Raw genomic sequence first — 23,149 nt, 5'->3', positions numbered from 1 at the left:
GATCCCGCTCGCCGATGATGAGGACAGGAACAAGAACGGACCTGACAGGGGAGGGGCCCACGCCGCTGCGGACCGCTTGGTCGACGCTTTCGCGGGCGGGGCCCCGAGCAGTGGGTCACATGGATGTGTGGGACGATGCACGCGACACGATCCCCGAACGTAGGAGGCACCCCGTGAAGAGGTTCCTGTTCATCTCCGGTCTGACCATCGGCTTCGTCGTCGGCTCCCGCATGGGCCGCGGCCCCTACGAGTCGCTCGAGCGCACCGCTCGGCAGATCGTCGAGGATCCCGAGGTCCAGCGCAAGGCCGCCCAGGCCCGGGATACCGCCGGGAAGGCAGCGCATGACGCCGCGGAGACCGTGAAGGACAAGGCCCCCGGCGTTGCGGAGAGCGCCAAGGAGAAGGCCGCCGGCCTGGCCGGTGGCGCCAAGGAGCGCGTCTCCGAGAAGAAGGCGGAGAAGCAGAGCGCGAAGCAGGACGAGGAGAAGGAGGCATCGCTGAACGAGGCCTCCGAGGACACTGCGACCGCAGGCGGTGACGCCGAGGTGGGCGAGGACCGTCCGCTCAGCTCCTGAGCGCTCCCGTTCCCAGGACGACGACGGGGGGGGGGCGGGGGCACCCGCCCCCCCCCCCCCCCGGGGGCGCCCCGCTCCGTCATTCCCGCTGTGGAGGCGCCACGCCCCCTCCACGTGGTCGCGGCAGGGCACGAGCGCCGCGACAGCCTAGAATCAGGGTGCATCGACCCGCTGGCGGCTCGATGACGAGCTGGGACGGAACCGGTGCGACCCGCGTCGTGCCGCTGGACAGGAGGACCTGTGGTCGGAAGTCGCGAGGTGCAGCCACCGGCTGACGCGAACGCACCCACCCGGACCTTCAGCCCACCCGGCCGCGTCATCCTGGGCACCCTGCTGATCGCGCTGGTGTTCGTGGTGGTGCTTGAGTTCCTGGTGATCATCAGCTTCGTGGGGCAGAAGCTGTGGCGGGACCCCGAACTCGCCCGCGACCCGCTGTTCACCCTGCCCCTGCTGCTGTGGGTGGCCGTGGCCGTGATCGCCGCGGTGACCGTGCTGAGAGTGCTCACCGCCTGGTTGCAGGTCAACGAGAAGGGCTTCCGGCTGCAGGGGCTCTGCCGCACCACCATCGAGGCCCAGTGGAGGGACGTGGGGCGTGTGATCGCGGTACGGGACATCGACCGGGGAGCCACCCCGGCCGAGATGCTCGACACCGCGGATACCAGCTACGACGGTGTGTACCTGCTGGACAAGCGGGACCAGCGGATGCTGGCCGTCTCCAGCCGACTGTTCGGCCCGCGCGCCCAGGAGGCCGTGCTGCGCTGTGCCGGTAAGGCGGGAACCCCCGTGGACCACTACGACGCCCTCACGCCGCGGGAGCTGCGCGATCAGGTCCCGCAGGCCCTCACCTTCATCGATAGGCACCCGAACCTGCTGCTGCTGGGGCTGATCGCGTTCTACGTGTTCCACAACGTGTTCACCTTCGTCGTGTGGGGGCTGTGAGCCCGTCCCCCGAACCCGGCCGCGATCCCGGCCCCGAGCTCGGTCGGCCCGGCCGAGCCGCCCGGAGGCGCTCCCGTCGCATGCCGCCCCCGCTGCCGCAGCGAGAGGGACTGGACCCGGTCCGCTACCGGATCCCGAACCCCGCAGCGACCCCTCCCGGCCGGGGTGCGCACGGCCCCGAGCCCACCCCCGCTCCTCGGGGAAGCCACGTTCCGGGGACCACGGCCCTGGCCGGTCTGCGCCAGAGATACCCCGCCCTGGCCGATCCAGCCGCGACTCCGCTCGAGCAGCGCTTCGCCCGCGGTGACATCGTGCGTGCCGACGGCACCGCGTGGGCGGCCGAGGACGTCCTGCAGCCCGGGGACGAGCTGTGGTTCCACCGCGAACTCCGCCAGGAGCACGTCCCTGATGTCGACCTGGTGATCCTGCATCAGGACGAGCACCTGCTGGTGGCGGACAAGCCGCACGACATGGCCACCATGCCGCGCGGCTCCCACGTGCTCTCCAGCGCCCTGGTGCGGCTGCGCCGGAGCACCGGCATCACTACGCTCAGCCCCCTGCATCGCCTGGACCGTCGTACCGCCGGCGTGCTCGCCTTCGGCGTGGATCCTGCCGAGCGTAGTGCCTACCAGGAGCTGTTCGCCCGCCGGGAAGTGCGCAAGGAGTACCTGGCGTGGGTAGCGCCGTACCGGGAAGGTGCCGCCGTGCCGGCTGATCTGCCCACGATGGTCGGTGCGCGCACGGTGGTGCGCGATCGCCTGGTCAAGGAACACGGCGATCTGCTCGCCCGCATGGTGGCAGGGGAGCCCAACGCGATCACCGAGGTCGAGGTGGCCGCCGTCGAGCTGGACGGCACCCTCACCCTGCGGTTGCGCCCGCTCACCGGCCGCACCCACCAGCTGCGCGCCCAGCTCGCCTCCCGAGGCATGCCCATCGTGGGGGAGGACCTCTACCCCACGCCTCGCGATCCGGTCGGGCCGCTGCACCTGCTGGCCCGCTCCCTCGCCTTCACCGACCCCGTCACCGGGCAGGAGCGACGGTTCACCTCCGCACTCGACCTGCCGGGGCCCCCTCATGAACGGCGACATCGACGGTGAGAGCCCGCGGTCGGCCCCGTACCCTGGGAGGGTGACGACCGGTGAGACGCTCAGCGACGCCGCGACCGCGCCGGCCCCCCGCCGCACCCGGTCCGGCGCGGTGCTCGTCGGCCCCAGCATCAGGGCCCGCTACCTGCCCGGGGTTCTGATCGGGCTGCCCCTTATCTCCTTGCTGCTGTCTCCCTTCGCGGGGGCGGGCCTGCAGCAGTGGCGGCGAGCCCGCATCCTGGACGGGCACCGCGGACCGCTGGAGCAGATGCTCGAACCGGCGTGGGCGCAGCTGCTTGTCGGTGCGCTGCTGCTGTGGGGCCTGTTCGCACTGTGGGCATTCGTGCCGCTGGTGTTCACCCGCAGGGTCGCCCTGCTCGATGAGCAGCACGGTGCCCTGACCCTGCGCAAGGGTATGCGCACCACGGACCGAGCCCGCACGGACCAGGTGGTCTACGCCGTGGGCGAGGCCGAGCGCGGGTCCCTGGCGCTGATCGGGATCCGCGACGATGCGGCGCAGGAGCGCCAGTGGCTGATCCCGGAGATCGGCTGGGACCAGGCCTCCTTCGACGGTCTGCGCGTGCTGCAGACTGCCGCCGGTCTGCGAGCGGCGCCACCACGCCGCGTCCTGGTGGACGAGGCGCGCCGGGCCCGACGCGAGCAGAACAACCGGGAGCTCGCCGCGCGCCTGGGCATGGCCTGGCAGGACCACTATGCTCACGACGAGGACGCCTTCCAGGCCGAATTCGACCGCGTCCGACGGGTGGTGGGAGGCAAGGAGCCCCCGCGCGAGGGTGATCCGAGCGCACAGCCGTGAGCGTCGCTCACAGGGGCATCTGACGGATCCGTTCGAGGGCGCGCTGCAGACTCGGTGACCTTGATGCAGCTCGCTTCGCGTCCCAGCGTGACTCAGCGAACTGCTGGAGCGTAGTGACATACCCGGTTCCGATTCGTCCGTTGCTGCGCACCATTGCCGCACGTATCGTTCGCGATCGTGACCGAGCGCATATCTGTAGCAAACGCTGTTTGGGGTCTCTGATCATCTCCGGGGCAGCAGGCAGATCAGCGGTGCGCACGGAGAAGTACTGCGCGAAGCCCTCGTGGTCGGCCATGAGCCAGGCCTCCGTCATCGCATGCGCGATACGGAGTTGGAAGCTCGGGGGCAGGGGCGAGACTGTTCCGACAAGTTCCTCGCGGAGCTCGACGGGGCAGACACCGTCTGAATCGCGAATGATGACGTAGGAACCGTGGGCACTCGCCGAGATGTATTTGTCCAGATCTCTATCCATCGCCCCCGTGCCGCGCTTGACGAAGACGCGACCAGGGGATCTGCCCGCAGCCTCGATGACAGCCCGAGCGGCCGCGACGTCGGAATCTCCCTCCACAACGACGGTGATGCCCGCAGTCATCATAGCCGCAGAGCCAATTGACGCGCCGCGACAGGTTCGATCAGAGATTGGACGATCTCCGACAAGGGGAGACCTGAGTCCACCTCGGCCCGGACCTCTGCGATGTCGGAGAGCAACGAGGCGGTGCTGCCGTCTTCTGTGACCCGCATGACCAGAACTTCCTCCGGTAAAACTGTCTCCTCGTCCAAGAGCTCTGGCGCGTGCGTGGAAAGGAGCACTTGCAGATCGCGGTCGCGCTGCACACGTGCGAGAAGAGCGGGGACGGTGCGAACGATTCCCGCGTTCAAGGACAGCTCTGGTTCCTCGAACAGGAGCACTCCACCAGAGGAGGGGGCGCTGACGAGCGTCCACAGCAGGCCGATCAAGCGCAGCGTCCCATCGGACAGCTCCGACTCGGTCTGCCGGGTGGGGGCGGGGCGCCAATTGCGGTAGGTGGCGTGCAGGTGGGGGACCCCGGACGCATCAGGCTCAACGCTCAGGGACTCGAACTGGGGTACAGCAGCCTGTAGCGCGTTCTCTATCTTCTGCAGCCACGCTGATCGGGTCCGCGACGCCGTTTCGTTCATCTGCTTAATGACGTCGCTGCCGAAAGGGTCGCGTGGCCCGGATGCGTGGAAGAAACCGGGGTTGCGGATGATCTGTGGAACCGGATGGAAGTACCGCGTCTTCTGGAGGTGCTCGGCAAGTGCGCGGAACGATTTGTTGGCCGTGATCTGTTCCAGGTGGGTCTGGGTCAGCAGTTCCGGATCGGCTTCGTCGGAGGCATCGGGGCGTCGCAACAACTCTTCGCCGTTGCGCGTGACCACTTCTTCTGCGACGAGAGCGCGATGGTGGCCGCGCTGCTCGCCCTTGACGGCGAGGTGGTACGTCCACTCATCTGCATCGTCGCTAAAATGCGCGGTTACCGATACCTGTCCGTGACGGTGGTTGCGTGCGAAGAGGGACCGCACCGCACTGAAGCCGCCCCGATCAGCGAAGGCGGCCGCGAGACCTCCGCCGGGCCGGGCTATGTCCGTAAGGAACCGGAACACATCTAGCAGATTTGATTTCCCCGCGGCGTTGGGTCCCACGATGAACAGTCTGTCCTCGATCGGAAACTGGACGTCCTTGAAGTTCCGCCAGTTCTGGACGTTCATGTGTGTGAATCGCATGGGCCCTCCTTCCGTCATGATGGCGGGAGTCTACCGGTGAGTTGTGGCGTGGGAACCGCCGGTAGGCTCGCTGTATGACCAGCAACGCCGCGTCGCCGGCACCGGAGCGGGAACCGGGGGACCATCGGCCTGGGGATCGGCCGGTGCCCACCTCGACCAGCCCCCTCGGGGTGGCCGACTCCCTGACGATCCGCTCCGAGGCCGCGGCGGCCGTGGGCAGCGAGCTGCTGGCCGGCGGGATGGCCTCGTACCGGGTGAAGGTGGCCATGAGCCGCACCGCCCGCGCGCTGGGGCTGGACTCGTTCACCTCGATCGTCACCTACACCGACATCACGGCCACTGCCACGCTGAACGGTCGCTACCGCACCCGGATCACGCAGCCCGGGCACGTGGGCGTGGACGTGGACCACCTGTACCGCACCCAGCGCATGGTCGAGACGCTCCCGGAGCGCGGCACCTCCGCGGCCGATGTGTTCGAGGCACTGGCCAGGATCAAGGCACGGCGCCCCCTGTACTCGCGCCCGGTCAACGCGCTGGCGGCCGGCATCGCCTGTGCAGCCTTCGCCTTCCTGAACCAGGCCGGCCCTATCGAGATCCTCGCCGTGCTGATCGCAGCCACCCTGGGGCAGGCCGTGCGCCGGGTGTTCCAGCTGCGGCAGTGGAACCACCTGCTGATCACCGTGATCGCGGCCGTGGTCACCGCCTGCCTGTACCTGACGATGGTCGGGGTCCCGGTGGGCCTGGGCTGGATCCCCCCGGGCAACCTCGGCGGGTACATGGCCGCCGTGCTGTTCCTGGTTCCGGGTTTCCCCATGATCACCGGGGTGCTGGACCTGGTGCGCTCCGACTTCTCGGCCGGCATGGCTCGATTGACCTACTCGGGGATGATCATCCTGGGGGCGGCCGCAGCGATCTGGACGGTGAGCATCGCCGCCGGCGTCGACGCCCAGCCAGCGACGCCCCTGGGCCTGCCGTTCGCACTGGAGCTTCCGCTGCGGGCCCTGGCCACGTTCCTGGGCGTGCTCGGCTTCGCGATCATCTTCAACTCCCCCTGGAAGATCGCGGTGGCTGCGGCTGCGGTGTCCACCGTGGCCAACTCGCTGCGCTTCCTGATGACCGAGGGCGGGGTCCCGGTGCAGCTGGCCACTCTCGCAGCGACCGTGCTGGTGGGCGTGACCGCCTACGTGATCGCGCGGATCAAGCACGTGCCGCGGATCTCGATCTCGGTGCCGGCCGTGGTGATCATGATCCCCGGCTATGCGATGTACACCGGGTTCACGATGCTGAACGCCGGGGAGCTGGCCGAGAGCGTGCTGCTGCTGCAGGAAGCGGTGCAGACGGTGCTGGCGGCGGCCTTCGGTCTGGCCCTGGCGCACCTGGCCACCTCACCCGCCTGGCGTCGCGTGCACCAGCCCACCTGAGGGCTGCCGGAGCCGTGCCAGTCCCGCAGGAGCGGGTGAGCGCGGCGCTGCGCGGCGTCGGTGAGCGGTGGGTCAGAAGATCGCCCGCATCACCAGCACCGCCACGGCGCCGATGCCTGCAGCGGCGGGCAGGGTGATGATCCAGGCCAGGAAGATGGGTCGCATCAGCTTCCAGTTCGCCGCCCGGTTCACGATACCCACGCCCAGCACGGCACCGATCAGGATGTGGGTCGAGGAGACCGGCAGTCCCAGCACCGAGGCCAGCAGCACGGTGGCGGCCGCGGCCAGCTCGGCGGCGAACCCCGAGGAGGGGTGCATCGTGGTGAGCCCGGATCCGACGGTCTGGATCACCTTGCGGCCCACGAACCACAGGCCGGAGACCAGCGCGATCCCGAAGGCGACGAGCACTGCCATGGGCACCGCCGCCTCCTGGGACACGGTTCCGGTGCGCAGCACGTCGAGCACCGCGGCGAACGGACCCACGGCGTTGGCGATGTCGTTCGCACCGTGGCTGAAGGCGAAGGCGCAGGCGGTGAAGACCTGCAGCCAGCTGAACATGATGAAGGTGGCCTGCGAGATGGTCTGCGTGCGCAGGGCGCGCGCGAAGACGCGGGTGCCGATCCATACGGCGACCGCCAGCATGGTCAGCAGGACCGCGCCGCCCCAGGGAGTGATGTCCAGGCCCACGTTCTTCAGCCCCTTGAACATCAGCATGGAGGCGATCACCACCGCGGCTCCCGCGGCCAGCGGCGGGACCCTCTTCTCCAGTGCGTGGTAGGCCGCCTTGCGCTCCACGTTGCGGGCGGCCTTGCGCTGCTTCTTGGTCAGCTGCTCGGCCCGCTCCACCAGTTCCGCCCCGGGGCTGCCCGGGCTCCGGTCCAGCTCCGCGGACTCGGCGAACGCCGTCTGCTGCAGCTCGGTGAGGCGCTCGTAGCCGGGCACGTGGCGGGCCTGCTCCGGATCGTCCGCATCGTCCTCGTCGTCGCCGTCGTCGAACCCCCGTGAGCCGAGCGCGATCGCACGCGCGGCCGGCGCGAGGATGCGCCGCTTGATGGCGCCGAACAGCAGGAACGCGGCGACCCCACCGAGCACGGGGGAGAGCACCCAGGAGATGGCGATCTGCCCGATCTCACCCCACTGCACCATCGCCAGCCCGCCGGTCCCGGTCACCAGACCGGTGGTCACCGCGGCACCGACGATGCCGCCGATGATCGCGTGGGTGGTCGAGACCGGCCAGCCCATCCGGGTGGCCAGCAGCAGCCATACCGCTGCACCCAGCAGTGCGGACATCATGATGTAGGTGAAGGCGGGCGCGTCGACCTGCATCTGGTCCAGATCGACGATGCCGCTGCGCACGGTCTCGGTGACAGACCCACCGGCGAGCACCGCACCGGAGACCTCGAACACGGCCGCCACCACCAGGGCCTGTTTCATGGTCAGGGTGCCGGCACCCACGCTGGTGCCGAAGGAGTTGGCCACATCGTTGCCGCCGATGTTGAAGGCCATGAACAGGCCGAAGGCGAGTGCCAGGACCAGGAGGAGGGCGTTGACATGGGTGCCCGCGTAGGCGAACGCCCAGATCGTGAAGGCCCCGGCCGTCGCGAGGGTCATCAGCCCGGCACCCAGGTGCCAGTTCCGGTCCGGACCGAGCATGCCGACCGGCGCCGGGGTGTGCCTGGCGGAACCGACCGGGTCATCGGTGGAGGTCGGCTCGTGGATGCGTCGCATCGTCGTGGTTCCCGAGTGTGGAGGGGGCAGGATCCGGGAGCGATTCGAGCATCCGACTTCCCGGCAAGGACCCGCTCACTCTAGGACGTCAACCGGTGCTTGGTGAACTTCGGGTGAATTCCGAGGGTGACGTCAGGTCAGCCTGCCGGTGACCCGCGCAACCGGGCCGACGGGAGACCTCGGCAGGGGATCACCGCTCGTTGGAGGAGGGCTCCTGCGGGGACGTCGTGGCGGGGGCCAGCTCTGCCGCCTGCTCGTGCTCGAAGCCGATCAGCCACAGCAGGCCGAAGCGGTCCCTGACCTGCCCGTCGGAGGCGCCCCAGGGTCGACGCTGGAGCTGCTCGACCACCGTTCCCTCCGACGCCAGACGCGCGAACCAGCGTCGCAGCACCGAGGGGTCGGCAGTGTCCAGCAGGGAGAACATCAGCCCGTCGGTGCGCAGCTCGTGGCGCTTCTCGGTGGCATCGGCGGCGTAGAGCGAGACCGGGCCGGTGAGGATCCCGTGGGCGATCGCCGAACCGGGGCCGTCCTCCCGCTGGAAGTCCGCGAAGGTGTGCAGTTCGAGCTCCCCGCCGAACACCTCGGCGTAGAACTCCAGCGCCTGGCGCGCGGTGCCGGGGAAGTGGAGGTACGGGGTGGGAGAGGTCATGGGCCGACTGTAGACCGGCGCTTGGGCACGTGTCCGGAACCACGCCCCGTGGGGCCCTGCCATCGCGGGGGCGTGGGTAGCATCGATCCATGACGAGCGCGGACCCCTTCGGTTTCATCGGCCTGACCTACGACGACGTGCTGCTGCTGCCCGGCGAGACGGACGTGATCCCCTCCGAGGTGAACACCACCTCCCGCCTGACCAGGGAGATCTCCCTGCGGGTGCCGCTGGCGAGCGCCGCCATGGACACCGTGACCGAGTCGCGGATGGCGATCGCCATGGCCCGCCACGGCGGCATCGGCATCCTGCACCGCAACCTCTCCATCGAGGACCAGGCCCACCAGGTGGACCTGGTCAAGCGCACCCAGACCGGCCGCATCTCCAACCCGATCACCATCGGCCCCGACGCCACCCTCGAGGACTTCGACTCCCTGTGCGGCCAGTTCCGGGTCTCCGGCCTGCCGGTGGTGGACGAGAAGAACCAGCTGCTGGGCATCTGCACCAACCGCGACCTGCGATTCATCCCCGTGGCCGAATGGCCTACCACCCAGGTGCGGGAGGTGATGACCACCGAGCTGTTCACCGCCCCGGAGGACGTCACCCCCGAGCAGGCCACCGCCCTGCTGCGCAAGAACAAGCGTGAGCGCCTGCCGCTGGTCGCCGCCGATGGCACCCTGCGCGGCCTGATCACGGTGAAGGACTTCGTGAAGTCCGAGCAGTTCCCCGATGCCTCCAAGGACGGGCAGGGGCGCCTGCTGGTCGGCGCCGGCGTGGGCTTCTTCGGCGACTCCATCGACCGTGCGGGTGCGCTGCGCGACGCCGGCGTGGACGTGCTGGTGGTGGACACCGCCAACGGTCACGCACGCCTGGCGCGCGAGATGATCCAGCGCATCAAGTCCGACTCCTACTTCGACGGCGTCCAGGTGATCGGCGGCAACGTCGCCACCCAGGCCGGGGCCCAGGCCCTGGTGGACGCCGGTGTGGATGCGGTGAAGGTGGGCGTGGGACCGGGCTCCATCTGCACCACCCGCGTGGTGGCCGGTGTGGGCGTCCCCCAGATTACCGCCATCCACGAGGCCTCCAAGGCCACCAAGCCCGCCGGTGTACCCCTGATAGGCGACGGTGGCCTGCAGTACTCCGGTGACATCGCCAAGGCCCTGGTGGCCGGAGCGGACTCCGTGATGGTCGGCTCGCTGCTGGCCGGCACCGAGGAATCCCCGGGCGAGGTGGTGCTGGTCAACGGCAAGCAGTACAAGTCCTACCGGGGCATGGGCTCCCTGGGCGCGATGGCCTCGCGCGGCAAGAAGTCCTTCTCCAAGGACCGCTACTTCCAGGCCGACGTCTCCGGCGACGACAAGATCGTGCCCGAGGGCATCGAGGGCCGGGTCGCCTACCGCGGCCCGCTGGGAAGCGTGCTCCACCAGCTGGTGGGCGGCCTGCACCAGTCCATGTTCTACGTGGGCGCGCACACCGTCGCTGAGCTGAAGGACAAGGGGCAGTTCGTGCGGATCACCCCGGCCGGGCTCAAGGAGTCCCACCCTCATGACCTGGCCGCGATCATGGAGGCGCCCAACTACTCCTCCCGCTGAGACCGCAGGGGCGGGGCGCGCCCGCACTGATCCGTGGGGATAACCCCCAGGACTGTGACGCGCGCATTCGTTAACGTCGAGGACCATGAGCACGACGAACACCCCGATGCCCCAGTCCGATCCGCGCCCCGCAGGCGATCCGACTCCGAGCCAGGCCCCCGATCCTGCGCTGAATGCAGCCGGTCCCGCGCCTGGGCAGGGCACGGCCGGTCCCGCGCCCGCACCCGCGCCGAGCACCGACCGACGCACGGTCGCCCCGCGCAACGGCACCCGCTGGGGTCGGATCTCGCTGATCCTCGGCCTGCTCGCCCTGATCGGGGGTATGGGCGTCGCGGCTCTGGTGGGCTTCACCATCGCCCCGCAGGAGGCCGAGGCCGGCCGCTACCTCGGAGACACCCCCGAGGGCTATCAGACCCTGGTGACCGCGGCCTTCGCCTCCTTCATCCTGTGGGGGCTGACGGCGCTCGCGGCCATGGTGACCGGCGTGGTGGCGCTGGTGCGGCGGGAGCGGCCCGGCCGCGCCATCGCCGGCCTGCTGATCGCCTTTGTCGCACCTGCGCTCTGGTTCGGGGCGTTCGCGATCCCGGCCCTGATCATCGCCTCGACGATCAGCTGACCGGTCCGCGCCGGGTCCCGGTGCCCGGCGAGCCAGGTTCCTCCCCGCCGCTCTGCCGTCCACAGCGGACCGGGATGTCGGCCCTGGCGCCTACCCTGGATCCATGACCGCACTCGCCCCTGCCGCCTCTTGGACCCAGCGCCCGCTGCTCGGCTTCGACACCGAGACCACCGGCACCGACGTCGGCCGGGATCGCATCGTCACCGTGGCCCTGGTGCACTCGGTGGCTCCCGGCAGGCTGGGGGAGACGGTCGCGACCTGGCTCATCGATCCGGAGATGGAGATCCCCGAGGGGGCGCAGAAGGTGCACGGCATCAGCACCGAGCACGCCCGCATGCACGGAATGAAGTCCGCCGAGGCCCTCGACGAGGTCGCCACGATGCTGGCCGACGCCCTCGCCCTGGACGTCCCCATCGTGGCCTTCAACGGCAGCTTCGACCTGGCGATCCTGGAGAACGAGCTGCGCCGCCTGGGGTTGCCCACCCTCACCGATCGCGTGGGCCATGTGATCGCCCCGGTGATCGATCCTCTGGTGGTGGATCGTGGTGTGGACCGCTACCGCAAGGGAAAGCGAACCCTCACGGATCTGCTGGCGCACTACGGGATCCAGCAGGACGGCAGGCTCCACACCGCGGATGTGGACGTCTCCGCCACCTTGGACGTGCTGCGGGCCATCGTCGCCGCGCACCCTCAGGTGGGGGTCTCCAGCCTGGAAGATCTGCATCAGCAGCAGATCAGCTGGCACCGCTCCTGGGCGGAGAACTTCAACGAGTTCCTCAGGAAGAAGGGTCGGGCCCCGGACGTGAACCTCGACTGGCCTCTCTGACGGACTGCTTCCCGTCCAGGGCGGACCGCACGCCGGGTCCAGCCCTCAGGGCTGAGGCTGACCGGGTGGTGTCACCTCGTCGAGGATTGCGGAGAGCATCTCCCTCAGGGTCGACGCCGAGACCGCAGCCATTGGCAGAGTCTGGGAATCCTCCGGGCCGTCCTCATCGAAGGCGCCTGCATCGATGAGGTGCACAGCGTCACCGGTGGCGTACACGTAGGCTGCGTAGCCGCCGCCAGGGTGCATCGCAGTGAACGTGGTGGCCACGCGGGTATCGGGAAGCACGAACCCCGGTGTCAGCTCGGAGCGGTTCATCATCTGCTCTTCGCCGTCCTCCGAAGCGGCGTTGAACGGGTCAGCATAGGTGGCCAGCCGGTCAGCGATCGCATCGCGTCGCAGCAGGCTGAACAGATGCAGGCCGTCGGTCGTGACGAACTCTTCCAGCGCCGTGCCGTCGGGCGTGAAATACAGAGAGTTCGTCGTGGTTCCGTCCTCAAGCACCCGCGTCGCAGTGAGGAAACCGGCGGCCGACCGGCGCAGCAGGAACACGCCGGCCAGAACAGGGCTGAGCTGCATGGTGCGCTTCGAGGGGTCGCCGTCCCCTTCGAGCACGGCACCCTCGTCGTCCCGTGCTTCAGGGTCCAGGGTGACCATGCCGCGGGCAGCCAAGGAGCGAGTCGCGGAGGCCACGGCCGAGCGCTGGTCGATGCCCTCGTTCGAGAGGTAGGGGCTCCCCACCAGTTCGAGGGACTGCGTGCCATCGACCCCCGCGATCTCTTCATCGGTGAGCATGATGAAAGTCGTCTGCTCTTCACTCTCCGGCATCTGCTGAAGCAGAAACCGGACAGAGCTGACATCGCGCTCCGTGATCAGCGAGGTGGGGCCGAGCGTAGAGGGGGGCATCAAGAACTCCTCGGGGCTGACGGGTGAGACGGAGACAGCGCCACTTTAACCGGCAGGGGCGGGGTCATCCGGTTCGCTGAGGCGGTGGGGGAGGACCGGTGGGCCGGTATCGATGTCGCGAGGGTCTCAGAATCCGCTCCAGCCGAAATAGTCCTTCGCAATGTCCAATCCGGCAGCGCCGAGGCTGAGTGCAGTCCCCCCGACCATCAACGGCACGCCGGCAACTGCTCCAACACCGGTTGCGGAGGCCGCTGCACCAGCCAGGACCATACCGCCGCCTACGGCTGTCATGCCGCCGGTGACCTGCTTCTGCCGATCCCCATCGCGGAAGCCCTCGTACGCCTCGAAGCCGCCGAGCCCCACGTCCAACCACGGTGCCGCCTTGCCGGCGAGGCGGAATGCGGGATTGCTCAGGAAGTGGGAGGCCTTGCCTGCGAAGCCCTGGGCGAAATCATCGATGAACCCGAACGCTTGCCGGTTGAAGAACCCGGTAGGGATGTTGAAGTTGCCTAGGACCTTCTCCGTCAGCTTGCTGAACTCCTTGCCCCAGTTGAACACTTTCGACTGGGCGAGCAGGTTCGCATCCAGGAGATGGCCGATCTGCTTCATTGCATCCGGGTCCGTCAGCGCGCGCATCCAGGACGGAACAGCCCGGGAGACGTCGAAGAGCTTCTTGCCCTTGTTCCACAGCTTCTGGAAGTCGGACCAGGTCTTGGTCGGGTTGGTCAACCACTCGGGGAGTCCACCCCCACCGCTGCCGTTTCCGGTACTGCCGTTGTCGGTACCTGTGCCGGAGTCCGCGCCGGAAGCGGCGTCCTGCTCCTCGGCGTGATCGGTCACGGTGATGCCGCAGCCCTGCACATCGGCGCTGACCTGGTCCAGCCGGGGCCGGATGTCAGTCTGGTACCTGGTGCGGAATTCATCGGCATCGTGGCCGACCCACATCTGCTCATTGAGCACAACTGCGTCGAGGTGGGAGCCCATCTCCGCGAGCAGTGTGCTCTTTCGTGTGGCCAATTCGCTGTATTGGCGCATCTGTTCTGTATCGCCACCGATGAAGGGCATGGCCGTTTCCTTGGGATGAGGGAGGCGCACGCCTGGCTCGGAGGCCGGGGCGCAGCCTGACGTTGCTGGATTCAGGTGCGACAGTACGGTGAGAGGGCTGATCGGGGCCATGGGGAGAAGTCCCCATGGGCATCGATCGAGAGCCGGGCTCCGCACATCGGATCATGTCTATGCTGGCGATATGGACAGTCGCTTTCGCGAGTACCAGGACGCGATCTCCAGCACGGCGAGCAGTCCTGCTGAGCAGAGCCTCGCACAGCTGATGAGGGAGGACGGCATCGCCGACTTCGAGGTCTGGACTTCGCGTGCGGTCCTTGAGGAGGACGAGCGGGTGGTGGCCGCTGCTGTTGGACAGGTCGCGACGGAGGATCCCCCGGTGCTGCTGGTCACTGATCGCCGCGTGCTCTGGACGGCGCAGGGGCTGATCCGCTGGAAGGTCAGACGTGAGATCTCTCGGTCGCAGATCCGGGCGGTGGAGATCACTGCCGGAGGGCTGATGGCTCCGCCACGGGTCCGGTTTGCGCCGGTGAGGGAGAAGGACCTCGTGTTCAAGCTTCGCGCTGGCGCTGATGAGGTGGCGAGGCTGCGCGAGCGGATGCGCCGCAGCTTCGGGCCCGTGTACCGCGAGAGCTGATGGCAGATCGGAGGGCCGCTCGTCCCCAGTCATGGTCGAGGTGTGGTGCCTGGCAGATCAGCCGGCGTCACTCCTGGGCGGAGAACGTCGACGAGTTCCTCAGGAAGAAGGTCGGACCCCGGATGTGAATCTCGACTGGCCTCTCTGATGCGGACCAGGGGGTCTGCGAGCCGGCGCTCCCGCTCCTCCTTCTGAACCCGCTCGTGGCGCTGGGTGTGTCCCTCCCACGCGCGCCCGATCCAGTTCGCCAGGGCCAGTGCCGCGATGCTGCCGGCCGCCCCCACAGCCACCAGCGTCGTGCCCGGCTCGAGGCCGGACAGCTTCCCGTCCAGATCGGACCACACGCCCAGCGCGCCCATCAGCAGCAGTGAGCCACCGACGCCCGTCACCCACGTGCCGTGCATCGAATGCTCACTCATCACGCGCCTCGACGGGATGCCACCCTGCCGGCTCACGTCCCATCGGGACGCCATGACGGCCAGCTGCATCAGGCGCAGCAGCGAGTACCCACCGGCCAGCAGCGCCAGGGCGAGCAGCAGCGGCACCAGGTACCCGGGGGTGCGAGCCTCCGGGGCCGTGCCGAAGGCCTCCGCCGCAGCGGGAACGGCCAGCACCAGCCCCGCCAGCGACGGCACCGCCGCCCACACGGGGGAGAACGGGCCCAGTAGTGCGTGCCCGGGGCCCGTCGCCTCCCAGCCTGCGAGGTCCCTCCGGTTGAGTGCCGGACGTCGGTCGTCCGCCTTGGCTCGGTCGCTACGGTCCATGGAGCAACGGTAGTGGTTCACGAGCCGATCACTCGTTCTGGCGGGCCTGCCTGTTGTCCACTTCGTCCAGCGCCTCGGGCAGGATCATGGTGAAGTCGCGGGGCTGGCACAGCGGTCGGCGATCTGGTCCCGCACACGATCGGTGCCGGTCAGGTCACCCGAGTCCCCGACGCCGCGGGCATCGAACGTGATCACCCTGGAGCGTGCGCGAAGCTGCGCGACGTGGCGGTCCCACATACGTCGACCCGTGCTGATGGCATGGATCAGGACGACCGCTGGTCCGTCACCGCTCACCTCGTAGCAGACCGACGTGCCCGGGCGCTGCAGGATCATCGGTGTCCTCCGCCTGTGAGCTCGCCCGGCGCAGGGCGAGGTGCGACCACCGACGGCAGATCTTCTCCCATGGCTTCCGTCATCGCCTCGATCAGCGCAGCGAAGGCCCTCTTCCCGGCCTCGACGTCGCCGGACGCGCACTCGTACGAATCAGTGATCATCGAGCTGATCGCCTGCAGGGTGTCCGCCAGCGGAGGCGAGCCCTCGCTTCGCAAGAGAGGCTCGGACAGCAGCGGGCCGACCATCAGTGTGCTGAGGGTGTGGCTGATCGCGGCGGGCCGTCGATCCGCCCGGATGAGCCCGGCGGCCTGCATCTGCTCGATGAACTCGGCGCCCAGCAGCACGCGGGGCCGGTAGTGACCCGGACCGCGACCGTGGAGCAGTCCCGTCAGTGCCCCGCTGGTGTCCGTGTAGAGCGAGCGCAGGAACGCGCGGTGCAGCAGCGCATGCACGCTGTGGTGGTAGATGCGGGAGAGCCGTCCTCCCGCTGGGTCCTGCGCCACACGCGCCGCGGCGTCGGCGAGGTAGGCGCTGAACTCGTGGCGCACCACCTCGTCGAACAGGGCGTCCTTGGACGAGAACTCCAGATAGAAGGACCCCTTGGAGACACCCGCGGCGCGGGTCACGTCCGCGACGCTCGTCTTGCGGACGCCGTGCTGGACGAAGAGTTGTGCAGCGGCCTCCAGCAGCTGTTCGCGTCGGTCCTTCATGCCGTGCTTCCTGCGGGATAGTGCTCGGTCAAAAACTCCAGCAGCACCTGGTTGAAGCGCGCTGGGTTGTCCTGGTTCGCGTTGTGCGAGGCATCGGGGATCACCTCGTAACGCGAATGCGGGTCACGTGCGGCCCATGCCGGCATCGTGCGAGCGACGTTGCCCGTCCTGTCGTGTTCGCCGTGGGTGAACAGCAGCGGCACCTCGATCAGGTAGTTGGGACGGGGCCGGATCGCGCGTGTCACAGCCCCCCACACATGCAGGAACTCGCGTTTGGACAACTGGCCGATGGCATCGACCGCATACTCCTGGACGTTTCGCGTGCGTGCAGTGGAGCGAGCGAAGGTTCGTTGGAGGAACCCCCACGGCCATGGGACGAACCACAACGTCGACGTGTGCAGAGCCCACTGCTCCCAGCGGGGTATCGGCATCGTCGTGCAGGTGGATCCGATGATGACCACGGCACTGAAGACGCCCGGCCGGCGCAGCACCATCTCCTGTGCCACAATCCCGCCCAGTGACTGGCCGCCCACGCAGATCGGTTCGTCGACTCCTATGTGCTCCAGCAATGCGAACAGGTCCTCGGCCATGTCGCCGATCGTGATCGGGGTGCGGCCCAACGGCTTCGATATGCCGTGTCCTCGCACGTCCCAGGTCAGCACTCGGTACCCGGCGTCCGTGAGCGCGGGGATCTGCGGATCGAACATGCGGTGATCCATGGTGGCCCCATGCGTGAGGGCGATCAGGGGTGCGCCGTCGGGCCCGTGGACCCAGGCGTGCAGGCGAGACCCTGCGCGCTCCACGGTCACCGAGTGTGCTCGGCTGCGATCGTCGTCATTCACGGGCCCGGCTCCTTGTCCGTCGAGGCCTTCCAGCACCACCAGTTTGACCGGAATGACGATTCTGGTCAAACAGTCAGAACTCGTGGTCGTCACCACGCGTGCCGTGTCGCGTTCCTCGCGCGCCGACCTGCACCAGCAGCACATCGCCCGGCGGCGCGAGCAGGGGGCGGTTCGGCTGTGAGATTTCGAAGCGTCGATAGACTGGCATGGTGATGAGCGAGATCGAGATCGGCCGCAACAAGCGGGGACGACGCAGCTACAGCCTCGACGACGTGGCGGTGGTGCCCTCCCGCCGCACCCGTGACCCCGAGGACGTCTCCACGGCGTGGCAGATGGACGCCTACCACTTCGACATCCCCATCTTCGGTGCCCCCATGGACTCCGCCATGTCCCCGGCCACCGCGATCGCCCTGGGCAAGCTCGGCGGCCTGGGCGTGCTGGACCTCGAGGGCCTGTGGACCCGCTACGAGGACCCCACCCGCTACTACGACCGCATCGCCGCCGCCTCGGACGACGACGTGGTGGCCCTGATGCGCGAGATCTACGCCGAACCGGTCAAGGCGGAGCTGATCCGCGACCGGATCCGCGAACTGCGAGACGCGGGCGTGACCGCCGCCGGCTCCCTGTCGCCCCAGCGCACCCAGGAGCACTGGAGGACGGTCGTCGACGCCGGTGTGGACCTGTTCTTCATCCGCGGCACCACGGTCTCGGCCGAGCACGTCTCCTCCGGGCGCGAACCGCTGAACCTCAAGAGGTTCATCTACGAGCTGGACGTCCCCGTGATCGTGGGCGGCTGCGCCACCTACACCGCGGCCCTGCACCTGATGCGCACGGGCGCTGCCGGTGTGCTGGTCGGCTTCGGCGGTGGGGCCTCCCACACCACTCGCGAGACCCTCGGCATCTCGGTGCCGCTGGCCAGCGCCGTGGCCGACGTGGCCGGTGCTCGCCGCGACTACCTGGACGAGTCCGGTGGCCGCTACGTGCATGTCATCGCCGACGGCGGCCTGGGCCGCTCCGGGGACCTGGTCAAGGCCATCGCCTGCGGGGCCGACGGCCTGATGGTCGGTGCGGCCCTGGCTCGCGCCGAGGAGGCTCCTGGGCGCGGCTACCACTGGGGAAGCGAGGCCCACCATCCCACGCTCACGCGCGGCCACCGCGTGGCCGTGGGCACGGCCGGCCCGCTCGAGCAGATCCTGTTCGGCCCGTCGGTCGCCGCCGACGGCACCACCAACATGGTGGGAGCTCTGCGGCACGCCATGGCCACCACCGGCTACCTCGATCTCAAGGAGTTCCAGCGGGTCGAGGTCGTCACCACCGTCTGAGCTCGAAACGAGGCAGAGCAATGGAGGGGTTCCAGATCCTTTCGGTGCGGCTCGGCCTGGTCTGGGCGGTGGCGGCCGGCGTGCACAAGAAGATCCAGGCGGAGCAGGAGGCCACCCGTCGCCGCCGCATGCTGGGCAGGACCCGGCCGGATGGCGGACAGATGCTCGGCGAGCACTGAACCGCGACCACCAGATCATCGGCCCTCCCTTCCCGGCCACGAACCACCAGGAGCACCCGTGCAGCACGACATCACCCTCGCCCATGGCTCGGTGCGCCTGCGCCCGCTGCAGCCGGACGACGCTCCCGCGCTCCGCGCCATCGTCGACCAGGAGATCTGGTCGGGGATGAGCGTGCCGCTACCACGCACGGATCAGGAGATGGCCCAGCACCTTCTCGAGCTGGTCTCCCGCCCGGCGCTGTACGGCTTCGCCGTGGAGCACGAGGGCACCGTCGTCGGCCGGACCACGCTGTACGACCTGGTGCCGCGCCTGCGGGTCGAGATCGGCAACACACACTACGCGCGGGAGCTGTGGGGCGGCGCGCTGAATCCCACGGTGAAGCTGCTGTTGCTGGACCATGCCTTCGACACCCTTGACGTCGGCCGCGTGGCTCTGCGCTGCGACAGCCGCAACGAGCGCTCGCGCCGGGCGATCCTACGACTGGGAGCGACCTACGAGGGCACGCTGCGCAGGTTCCGCACTGCCGCCGACGGCACCATCGCCGACGCGGCGTACTTCAGCATCCTGCGGGAGGAGTACCCGGGGATCCGCACCGGGCTGCTGTCGCGCATCGAACGCTGATCGCCCGGCTGCCGTCGCCCACCGGCGCGCACCGCCCGCTCAACGCTGGCTGGTGGAGCGCACCAGGGCGATGATGCCCCAGATCAAGAGAACCAGCGCCGCTGTCCCTCTCGACCTCGATGTCGGCGCCCTCCACCTCACAGGTGACGGTGCTGACAGAATCTGCGGGGACACCGAGATAGTTGACGCCCATGCCGTCGGTATGCTGGCGCAGCGAGGTCGCCGAGGACCAGCTGTGGGAGTCCGCGTAGCGGTGGGCCGTGGCAGATCGCGCAGCAGCCGTCTCGTAGTGATCAGAGAGCGGCGGCGACCTCCGCAGCCTGCTGGGCGATCGCCAGCTCCTCATCCGTGGGGACCACCAGCACCGTCACGGCGCTCTCGGGGGTCGAGATCACGCGCAGCTGCTTGGAGCGCTCGCGGTTCTTCTCCAGGTCCAGTTCGATGCCGAAGCCCTCGAGGTCGGCCAGGGCCTGCTCGCGCACTTGCCACACGTTCTCGCCGATGCCGGCGGTGAAGGCGATGGTGTCCACGCCGCCCAGCACGAAGGCGTAGGAGCCGATGTACTTGCGCAGGCGGTGCACGTACACGTCCAGTGCCAGCCTCGCGGTCTCGTCACCCGCGTCGACCGCCGCGGTGATGTCGCGGAAGTCGCTCATGCCGCACAGCCCCAGCATGCCGGAGCGCTTGTTGAGGATGGTGTCGATCTCGTCGGCGCTCAGGCCCGCCTGGCGGTGCAGGTGGATGTACACGGAGGGGTCGATGTCACCGGTGCGGGTGCCCATCACCAGTCCCTCCAGCGGGGTCAGGCCCATCGAGGTGTCCTGCGGGACACCACCGCGGATGGCGGAGGCGGAGGCCCCGTTGCCCAGGTGCAGCACGATCTGCCGCAGGTCGGAGACGTCCTTGCCCTGCTCGGCCAGGTACGCGGAGACCGTCTCGGAGACGTACCGGTGGCTGGTGCCGTGGGCGCCGTAGCGGCGCACCCTGTACTGCTGGGCGAAGTCCTTGGCCAGCGCGTAGGTGGCCGCGGAATCGGGCAGTGCGGTGAAGAACGAGGTGTCGAACACGACCACGTGGGGGACCTCGGGCAGCAGCTTGCGCGCACCGTCGATGCCGTCCACCGCCGCGTAGTTGTGCAGCGGGGCCAGGCGGCCCAGCTCGTACACGTCCTGGCGGACGTCGTCATCGACCAGGGTGGGGCCGTCGAAGCGCGCACCGCCCTGCACCACGCGGTGACCCACGGCCATGATGCGATCGTCCGTGAGGGACAGTCCCACCTCGCCGAACAGCTGCTCCACGATCCTCATCGCCTCCACGTGGTCCGGGACCGGACCGGCGAAGGTGGACTCCTGCTCCCCGGCGGTGATGCGCGCAGCGCCCATGTCCAGGCCGATCCGCTCCACGATCCCGGTGGCGTCCACGGTGCCATCGGCAGGGGAGAGCAGCTGGAACTTCAGGGACGAGGAGCCGGAGTTGATCACGAGGACGCGGGGATCGGCGGGCGTGGCGTTCATGGGGTGGTGTCTCCTGGTCTGTGGGAGGTCGGTGTCGGTCGGGGCGCGGCCGGGGGCACCGACGATGGTGTCGGCACACCTGCGCGGGGCCCGAGGGCGACAGTGGATGGCCGCCCGGTGGCGGGTCAGTGTGCAGCGGTGGACTCGGCCTGCGCCTGGATGGCGGTGATGACCACGGTGTTGATGATGTCGTCCACCAGCGCGCCGCGGGAGAGGTCGTTGACCGGCTTGTTCAGGCCCTGCAGCACCGGGCCGATGGCGATCGCCCCGGCGGAGCGCTGCACGGCCTTGTAGGTGTTGTTGCCGGTGTTGAGGTCCGGGAAGACGAACACGGTGGCACGGCCGGCCACGGAGGACTCGGGCAGCTTGGTCTTGGCGACCGAGACGTCCACCGCGGCGTCGTACTGGATGGGGCCCTCGACGTCGAGCTCGGGGTTCTCCCCGCGCACGATCTCGGTGGCCTCGCGCACCTTGTCCACGTCGGCGCCGGTCCCGGAGGTGCCGGTGGAGTAGGAGAGCATCGCGACCCTCGGGTCGATGCCGAACTGCTCCGCGGTGGCGGCGGACTGGACCGCGATGTCGGCCAGCTGCTCGGCGGTGGGGTCAGGGTTCACCGCGCAGTCGCCGTACACCAGCACCCGGTCGTGCAGGGCCATCAGGAACACGGAGGAGACGATCTTCGCGCCCGGCTTGGTCTTGATGATCTCGAAGGAGGGGCGGATCGTGTGGGCGGTGGAATGGACCGCCCCGGAGACCATGCCGTCGGCCTCGCCCATCTGCACCATCATGGTGCCGAAGTAGGAGACGTCCTGCACCTTCTCGCGGGCCTGCTCGATGGTCACGCCCTTCTTGGCGCGCAGGCGTGCGTACTCCGCGGAGTACTTCTCCAGCAGCTCCGGATCCTGGGGGGAGACCACGCGGGCTTCGGAGATGTCGTGGCCCAGCTGGGAGGCCTTGGCCCGGATCGCGTTCTCGTCGCCCAGCAGGATCAGATCCGCCACGCCGCGGGCCAGGATCGCCTCGGCGGCGGCGAGGATGCGGGGCTCATCGCCCTCGGGCAGCACGATCCGCTTCTTCTCGCCGCGGGCACGGGCCAGCAGCTCGAACTCGAACATCATCGGGGTGACCACTTCGCTGCGGTTGACCTCGAGGGCCTTCAGCAGGGTGGGCGTGGGCAGGTGCTCGGCCACGGCACGGCGGGCGGCGTCCAGCTTCTGCGGGCTGCTGGCCTGGAGGCGGCCACGGGTCTTGGCCACCTGCACGGCGGTCTCGAAGGTGGACAGGTCGGTGGCGATCACCGGGAGGTCCTGCTGGACGCCGCTGAGCAGCCGCGTGACCTCCTCCGGGATCTCGTAGCCCCCGGTCAGCACGATCGAGGACAGCGAGGGGAACGTGCCCGACTGCTGAGCCATCAGTAGCCCGGGCAGCAGGTCGAACCGGTCGCCGGGGGCGACGACGGTGCAGTTCTCCGTGAGGCGGTTCAGCACGTTGGGCAGGCTCATCGCGGCCACCACGGTGCCGATGGCCACGCGCCCCAACCACTCGGGGTTGCCCTGCAGCAGGCTGCCGCCGACGGCCTCCTTGAGCTCCCCCACGGTGGGGGCCATGATGACCGGGCTCTCCGGGATCACCGCGACGATGCCGCCCTGGGCCTTCGCGGCCACGGTCTCGTGGATCTGCGTGAGCGAGTCGGGATCCGCACGGTTGACCACCACGGCGATCGGCGGGGCGTGGTGCCCGGCGAACTCGCCCAGGGACACCGAGGCGAGCGCCCCGATCTGCTCGGGGCTGCGGTCCAGCCCGGACAGCACCAGCACCACGGAGGCACCCAGGTTCGCCGCGACCTCCGCGTTGAAGGAGAGCTCGGCAGGGTTGGCCAGGTCGTCGTAGTCCGAGCCCAGCACGACGAGCATCGAGTAGCGCTCGGCGAGCTCGCGGTAGTGGCGCAGGATCTGCTCGTGCGCCTTGTCCGGGTCCGAGAGCATCAGCTGGTAGTCCACGCCGATGGCGTCCTCGTACGACTGGTCCACGGCGGGATGCCGGGTCAGCAGGTCGACCGCGTAGTCACGCGCCCGATCGGCCTTGACGACCGGTCGGAACACCCCGACGCGGTCGGACTGGGATGCGAGGGCTTCGAGAAGACCGAAAGCCACCATCGACTTCCCTGTCATTCCCTCCGGGCTGGCGACATAGACACTCTGCGACACGCTCCCCACAATACGGTGGGGGAGCCCACGACGGCAGGCCCGAAGTCCTGCTGCCCACAGCGGTGA

Annotated in this window: 25 protein-coding genes; 13 read left to right on the top strand and 12 right to left on the bottom strand. The window is 69.0% G+C overall.

Translation table 11 applies throughout. The features are described from left to right. Positions 1–173 precede the first annotated feature (173 nt). The 4 genes from M4D54_RS00260 to M4D54_RS00245 all read left to right on the top strand — a co-directional run bounded on the left by M4D54_RS00260 (position 174) and on the right by M4D54_RS00245 (position 3,416). Positions 174–575, top strand: a complete 402-nt coding sequence (locus M4D54_RS00260; RefSeq protein WP_193865941.1) for a hypothetical protein — start codon at positions 174–176, stop codon at positions 573–575. 240 nt (positions 576–815) lie between these two features. Further along, on the top strand, positions 816–1,514 hold the full coding sequence (locus M4D54_RS00255) for a hypothetical protein (protein WP_193865550.1): 699 nt from the start codon (positions 816–818) through the stop codon (positions 1,512–1,514). An 80-nt stretch (positions 1,515–1,594) separates the two neighbouring features. Next, a complete protein-coding gene (locus M4D54_RS00250; RefSeq protein ID WP_193865549.1) occupies positions 1,595–2,611 on the top strand; it encodes a pseudouridine synthase in 1,017 nt (338 codons plus the stop codon). Positions 2,612–2,642: 31 nt separating this feature from the next. Further along, positions 2,643–3,416 carry a hypothetical protein gene (locus tag M4D54_RS00245; protein WP_259889356.1) on the top strand — a complete coding sequence of 258 codons (774 nt, stop codon included), beginning with the start codon at positions 2,643–2,645 and terminating at the stop codon, positions 3,414–3,416. Between the two features lie 7 nt (positions 3,417–3,423). Here the strand turns inward: M4D54_RS00245 and M4D54_RS00240 are convergent, their stop codons facing one another. After that, on the bottom strand, positions 3,424–4,008 hold the full coding sequence (locus M4D54_RS00240) for a hypothetical protein (RefSeq protein ID WP_193865547.1): 585 nt from the start codon (positions 4,006–4,008) through the stop codon (positions 3,424–3,426). Beyond that, positions 4,008–5,159: an AAA family ATPase gene (locus tag M4D54_RS00235; RefSeq protein WP_193865546.1), complete on the bottom strand. Its 1,152-nt coding sequence runs from the start codon at positions 5,157–5,159 to the stop codon at positions 4,008–4,010. The genes M4D54_RS00240 and M4D54_RS00235 overlap by 1 nt, the downstream gene beginning before the upstream one ends. Positions 5,160–5,302: 143 nt before the next feature. On the opposite strand from M4D54_RS00235, the gene M4D54_RS00230 reads away from it, so the two are divergent. After that, entirely contained in the window at positions 5,303–6,580 is a 1,278-nt protein-coding gene (locus M4D54_RS00230) for a threonine/serine exporter ThrE family protein (protein ID WP_259889348.1), read from the top strand. 72 nt (positions 6,581–6,652) lie between these two features. Here the strand turns inward: M4D54_RS00230 and M4D54_RS00225 are convergent, their stop codons facing one another. Both M4D54_RS00225 and M4D54_RS00220 read right to left on the bottom strand, forming a co-directional pair. After that, positions 6,653–8,308 carry an inorganic phosphate transporter gene (locus tag M4D54_RS00225; protein ID WP_193865544.1) on the bottom strand — a complete coding sequence of 552 codons (1,656 nt, stop codon included), beginning with the start codon at positions 8,306–8,308 and terminating at the stop codon, positions 6,653–6,655. Positions 8,309–8,498: 190 nt separating this feature from the next. Then, on the bottom strand, positions 8,499–8,957 hold the full coding sequence (locus tag M4D54_RS00220; RefSeq protein ID WP_193865543.1) for a VOC family protein: 459 nt from the start codon (positions 8,955–8,957) through the stop codon (positions 8,499–8,501). 89 nt (positions 8,958–9,046) lie between these two features. Here M4D54_RS00220 and guaB point away from each other — a divergent pair, with 89 nt between their 5' ends. The 3 genes from guaB (at position 9,047) to M4D54_RS00205 (ending at position 11,988) form a co-directional block, all read left to right on the top strand. Then, positions 9,047–10,546 carry an IMP dehydrogenase gene (gene guaB, locus M4D54_RS00215; RefSeq protein ID WP_193865542.1) on the top strand — a complete coding sequence of 500 codons (1,500 nt, stop codon included), beginning with the start codon at positions 9,047–9,049 and terminating at the stop codon, positions 10,544–10,546. An 85-nt stretch (positions 10,547–10,631) separates the two neighbouring features. Next, on the top strand, positions 10,632–11,162 hold the full coding sequence (locus tag M4D54_RS00210; RefSeq protein ID WP_193865541.1) for a hypothetical protein: 531 nt from the start codon (positions 10,632–10,634) through the stop codon (positions 11,160–11,162). Positions 11,163–11,265: 103 nt separating this feature from the next. Then, positions 11,266–11,988, top strand: coding sequence for an exonuclease domain-containing protein (locus M4D54_RS00205; protein WP_193865540.1), 723 nt, complete (start codon positions 11,266–11,268; stop codon positions 11,986–11,988). A gap of 45 nt (positions 11,989–12,033) precedes the next feature. Here the strand turns inward: M4D54_RS00205 and M4D54_RS00200 are convergent, their stop codons facing one another. Together M4D54_RS00200 and M4D54_RS00195 are read right to left on the bottom strand one after the other, a co-directional pair. Further along, positions 12,034–12,780, bottom strand: coding sequence for a hypothetical protein (locus M4D54_RS00200; protein ID WP_193865539.1), 747 nt, complete (start codon positions 12,778–12,780; stop codon positions 12,034–12,036). Between the two features lie 237 nt (positions 12,781–13,017). Beyond that, a complete protein-coding gene (locus M4D54_RS00195; protein WP_193865538.1) occupies positions 13,018–13,956 on the bottom strand; it encodes a hypothetical protein in 939 nt (312 codons plus the stop codon). Between the two features lie 181 nt (positions 13,957–14,137). Here M4D54_RS00195 and M4D54_RS00190 point away from each other — a divergent pair, with 181 nt between their 5' ends. After that, positions 14,138–14,590, top strand: coding sequence for a PH domain-containing protein (locus M4D54_RS00190; protein WP_193865537.1), 453 nt, complete (start codon positions 14,138–14,140; stop codon positions 14,588–14,590). 29 nt (positions 14,591–14,619) lie between these two features. Here the strand turns inward: M4D54_RS00190 and M4D54_RS00185 are convergent, their stop codons facing one another. The 4 genes from M4D54_RS00185 to M4D54_RS00170 form a co-directional block, all read right to left on the bottom strand. Further along, positions 14,620–15,354, bottom strand: coding sequence for a hypothetical protein (locus M4D54_RS00185; protein ID WP_259889342.1), 735 nt, complete (start codon positions 15,352–15,354; stop codon positions 14,620–14,622). An 84-nt stretch (positions 15,355–15,438) separates the two neighbouring features. Continuing rightward, on the bottom strand, positions 15,439–15,687 hold the full coding sequence (locus M4D54_RS00180) for an alpha/beta fold hydrolase (RefSeq protein ID WP_259889341.1): 249 nt from the start codon (positions 15,685–15,687) through the stop codon (positions 15,439–15,441). Beyond that, the gene (locus M4D54_RS00175; RefSeq protein WP_193865535.1) at positions 15,684–16,397 is read right to left on the bottom strand and encodes a TetR/AcrR family transcriptional regulator; all 714 of its coding nucleotides are present in this window, start codon (positions 16,395–16,397) and stop codon (positions 15,684–15,686) included. The genes M4D54_RS00180 and M4D54_RS00175 overlap by 4 nt, the downstream gene beginning before the upstream one ends. Next, entirely contained in the window at positions 16,394–17,308 is a 915-nt protein-coding gene (locus M4D54_RS00170) for an alpha/beta fold hydrolase (protein WP_228019146.1), read from the bottom strand. Before M4D54_RS00170 ends, M4D54_RS00175 begins: the two co-directional genes overlap by 4 nt. On the opposite strand from M4D54_RS00170, the gene M4D54_RS00165 reads away from it, so the two are divergent. From M4D54_RS00165 to M4D54_RS00150, 4 genes are read left to right on the top strand one after another with little or no spacing between them, the layout of a single operon-like run. Next, the gene (locus tag M4D54_RS00165) at positions 17,292–17,420 is read left to right on the top strand and encodes a hypothetical protein (RefSeq protein ID WP_259790519.1); all 129 of its coding nucleotides are present in this window, start codon (positions 17,292–17,294) and stop codon (positions 17,418–17,420) included. The two genes, M4D54_RS00170 and M4D54_RS00165, sit on opposite strands and share 17 nt — an antisense overlap. A gap of 31 nt (positions 17,421–17,451) precedes the next feature. Continuing rightward, positions 17,452–18,561, top strand: coding sequence for a GuaB3 family IMP dehydrogenase-related protein (locus tag M4D54_RS00160; protein ID WP_193865533.1), 1,110 nt, complete (start codon positions 17,452–17,454; stop codon positions 18,559–18,561). Positions 18,562–18,581: 20 nt separating this feature from the next. Next, positions 18,582–18,740 carry a hypothetical protein gene (locus M4D54_RS00155; protein ID WP_193865532.1) on the top strand — a complete coding sequence of 53 codons (159 nt, stop codon included), beginning with the start codon at positions 18,582–18,584 and terminating at the stop codon, positions 18,738–18,740. Positions 18,741–18,798: 58 nt separating this feature from the next. Then, a complete protein-coding gene (locus M4D54_RS00150; protein WP_193865531.1) occupies positions 18,799–19,362 on the top strand; it encodes a GNAT family N-acetyltransferase in 564 nt (187 codons plus the stop codon). A 293-nt stretch (positions 19,363–19,655) separates the two neighbouring features. Here M4D54_RS00150 and M4D54_RS00145 read toward each other — a convergent pair whose 3' ends face one another. After that, positions 19,656–20,876, bottom strand: coding sequence for an acetate kinase (locus M4D54_RS00145; RefSeq protein WP_193865530.1), 1,221 nt, complete (start codon positions 20,874–20,876; stop codon positions 19,656–19,658). 125 nt (positions 20,877–21,001) lie between these two features. Next, positions 21,002–23,083, bottom strand: coding sequence for a phosphate acetyltransferase (pta, locus tag M4D54_RS00140; protein WP_193865529.1), 2,082 nt, complete (start codon positions 23,081–23,083; stop codon positions 21,002–21,004). Positions 23,084–23,149 lie beyond the last annotated feature (66 nt).

Origin of the sequence: Brachybacterium sp. p3-SID1565, assembly GCF_025143785.1 — a bacterium.
GTDB lineage: Bacteria > Actinomycetota > Actinomycetes > Actinomycetales > Dermabacteraceae > Brachybacterium > Brachybacterium epidermidis.
This window is presented reverse-complemented; position numbering and strand designations above follow the sequence as displayed.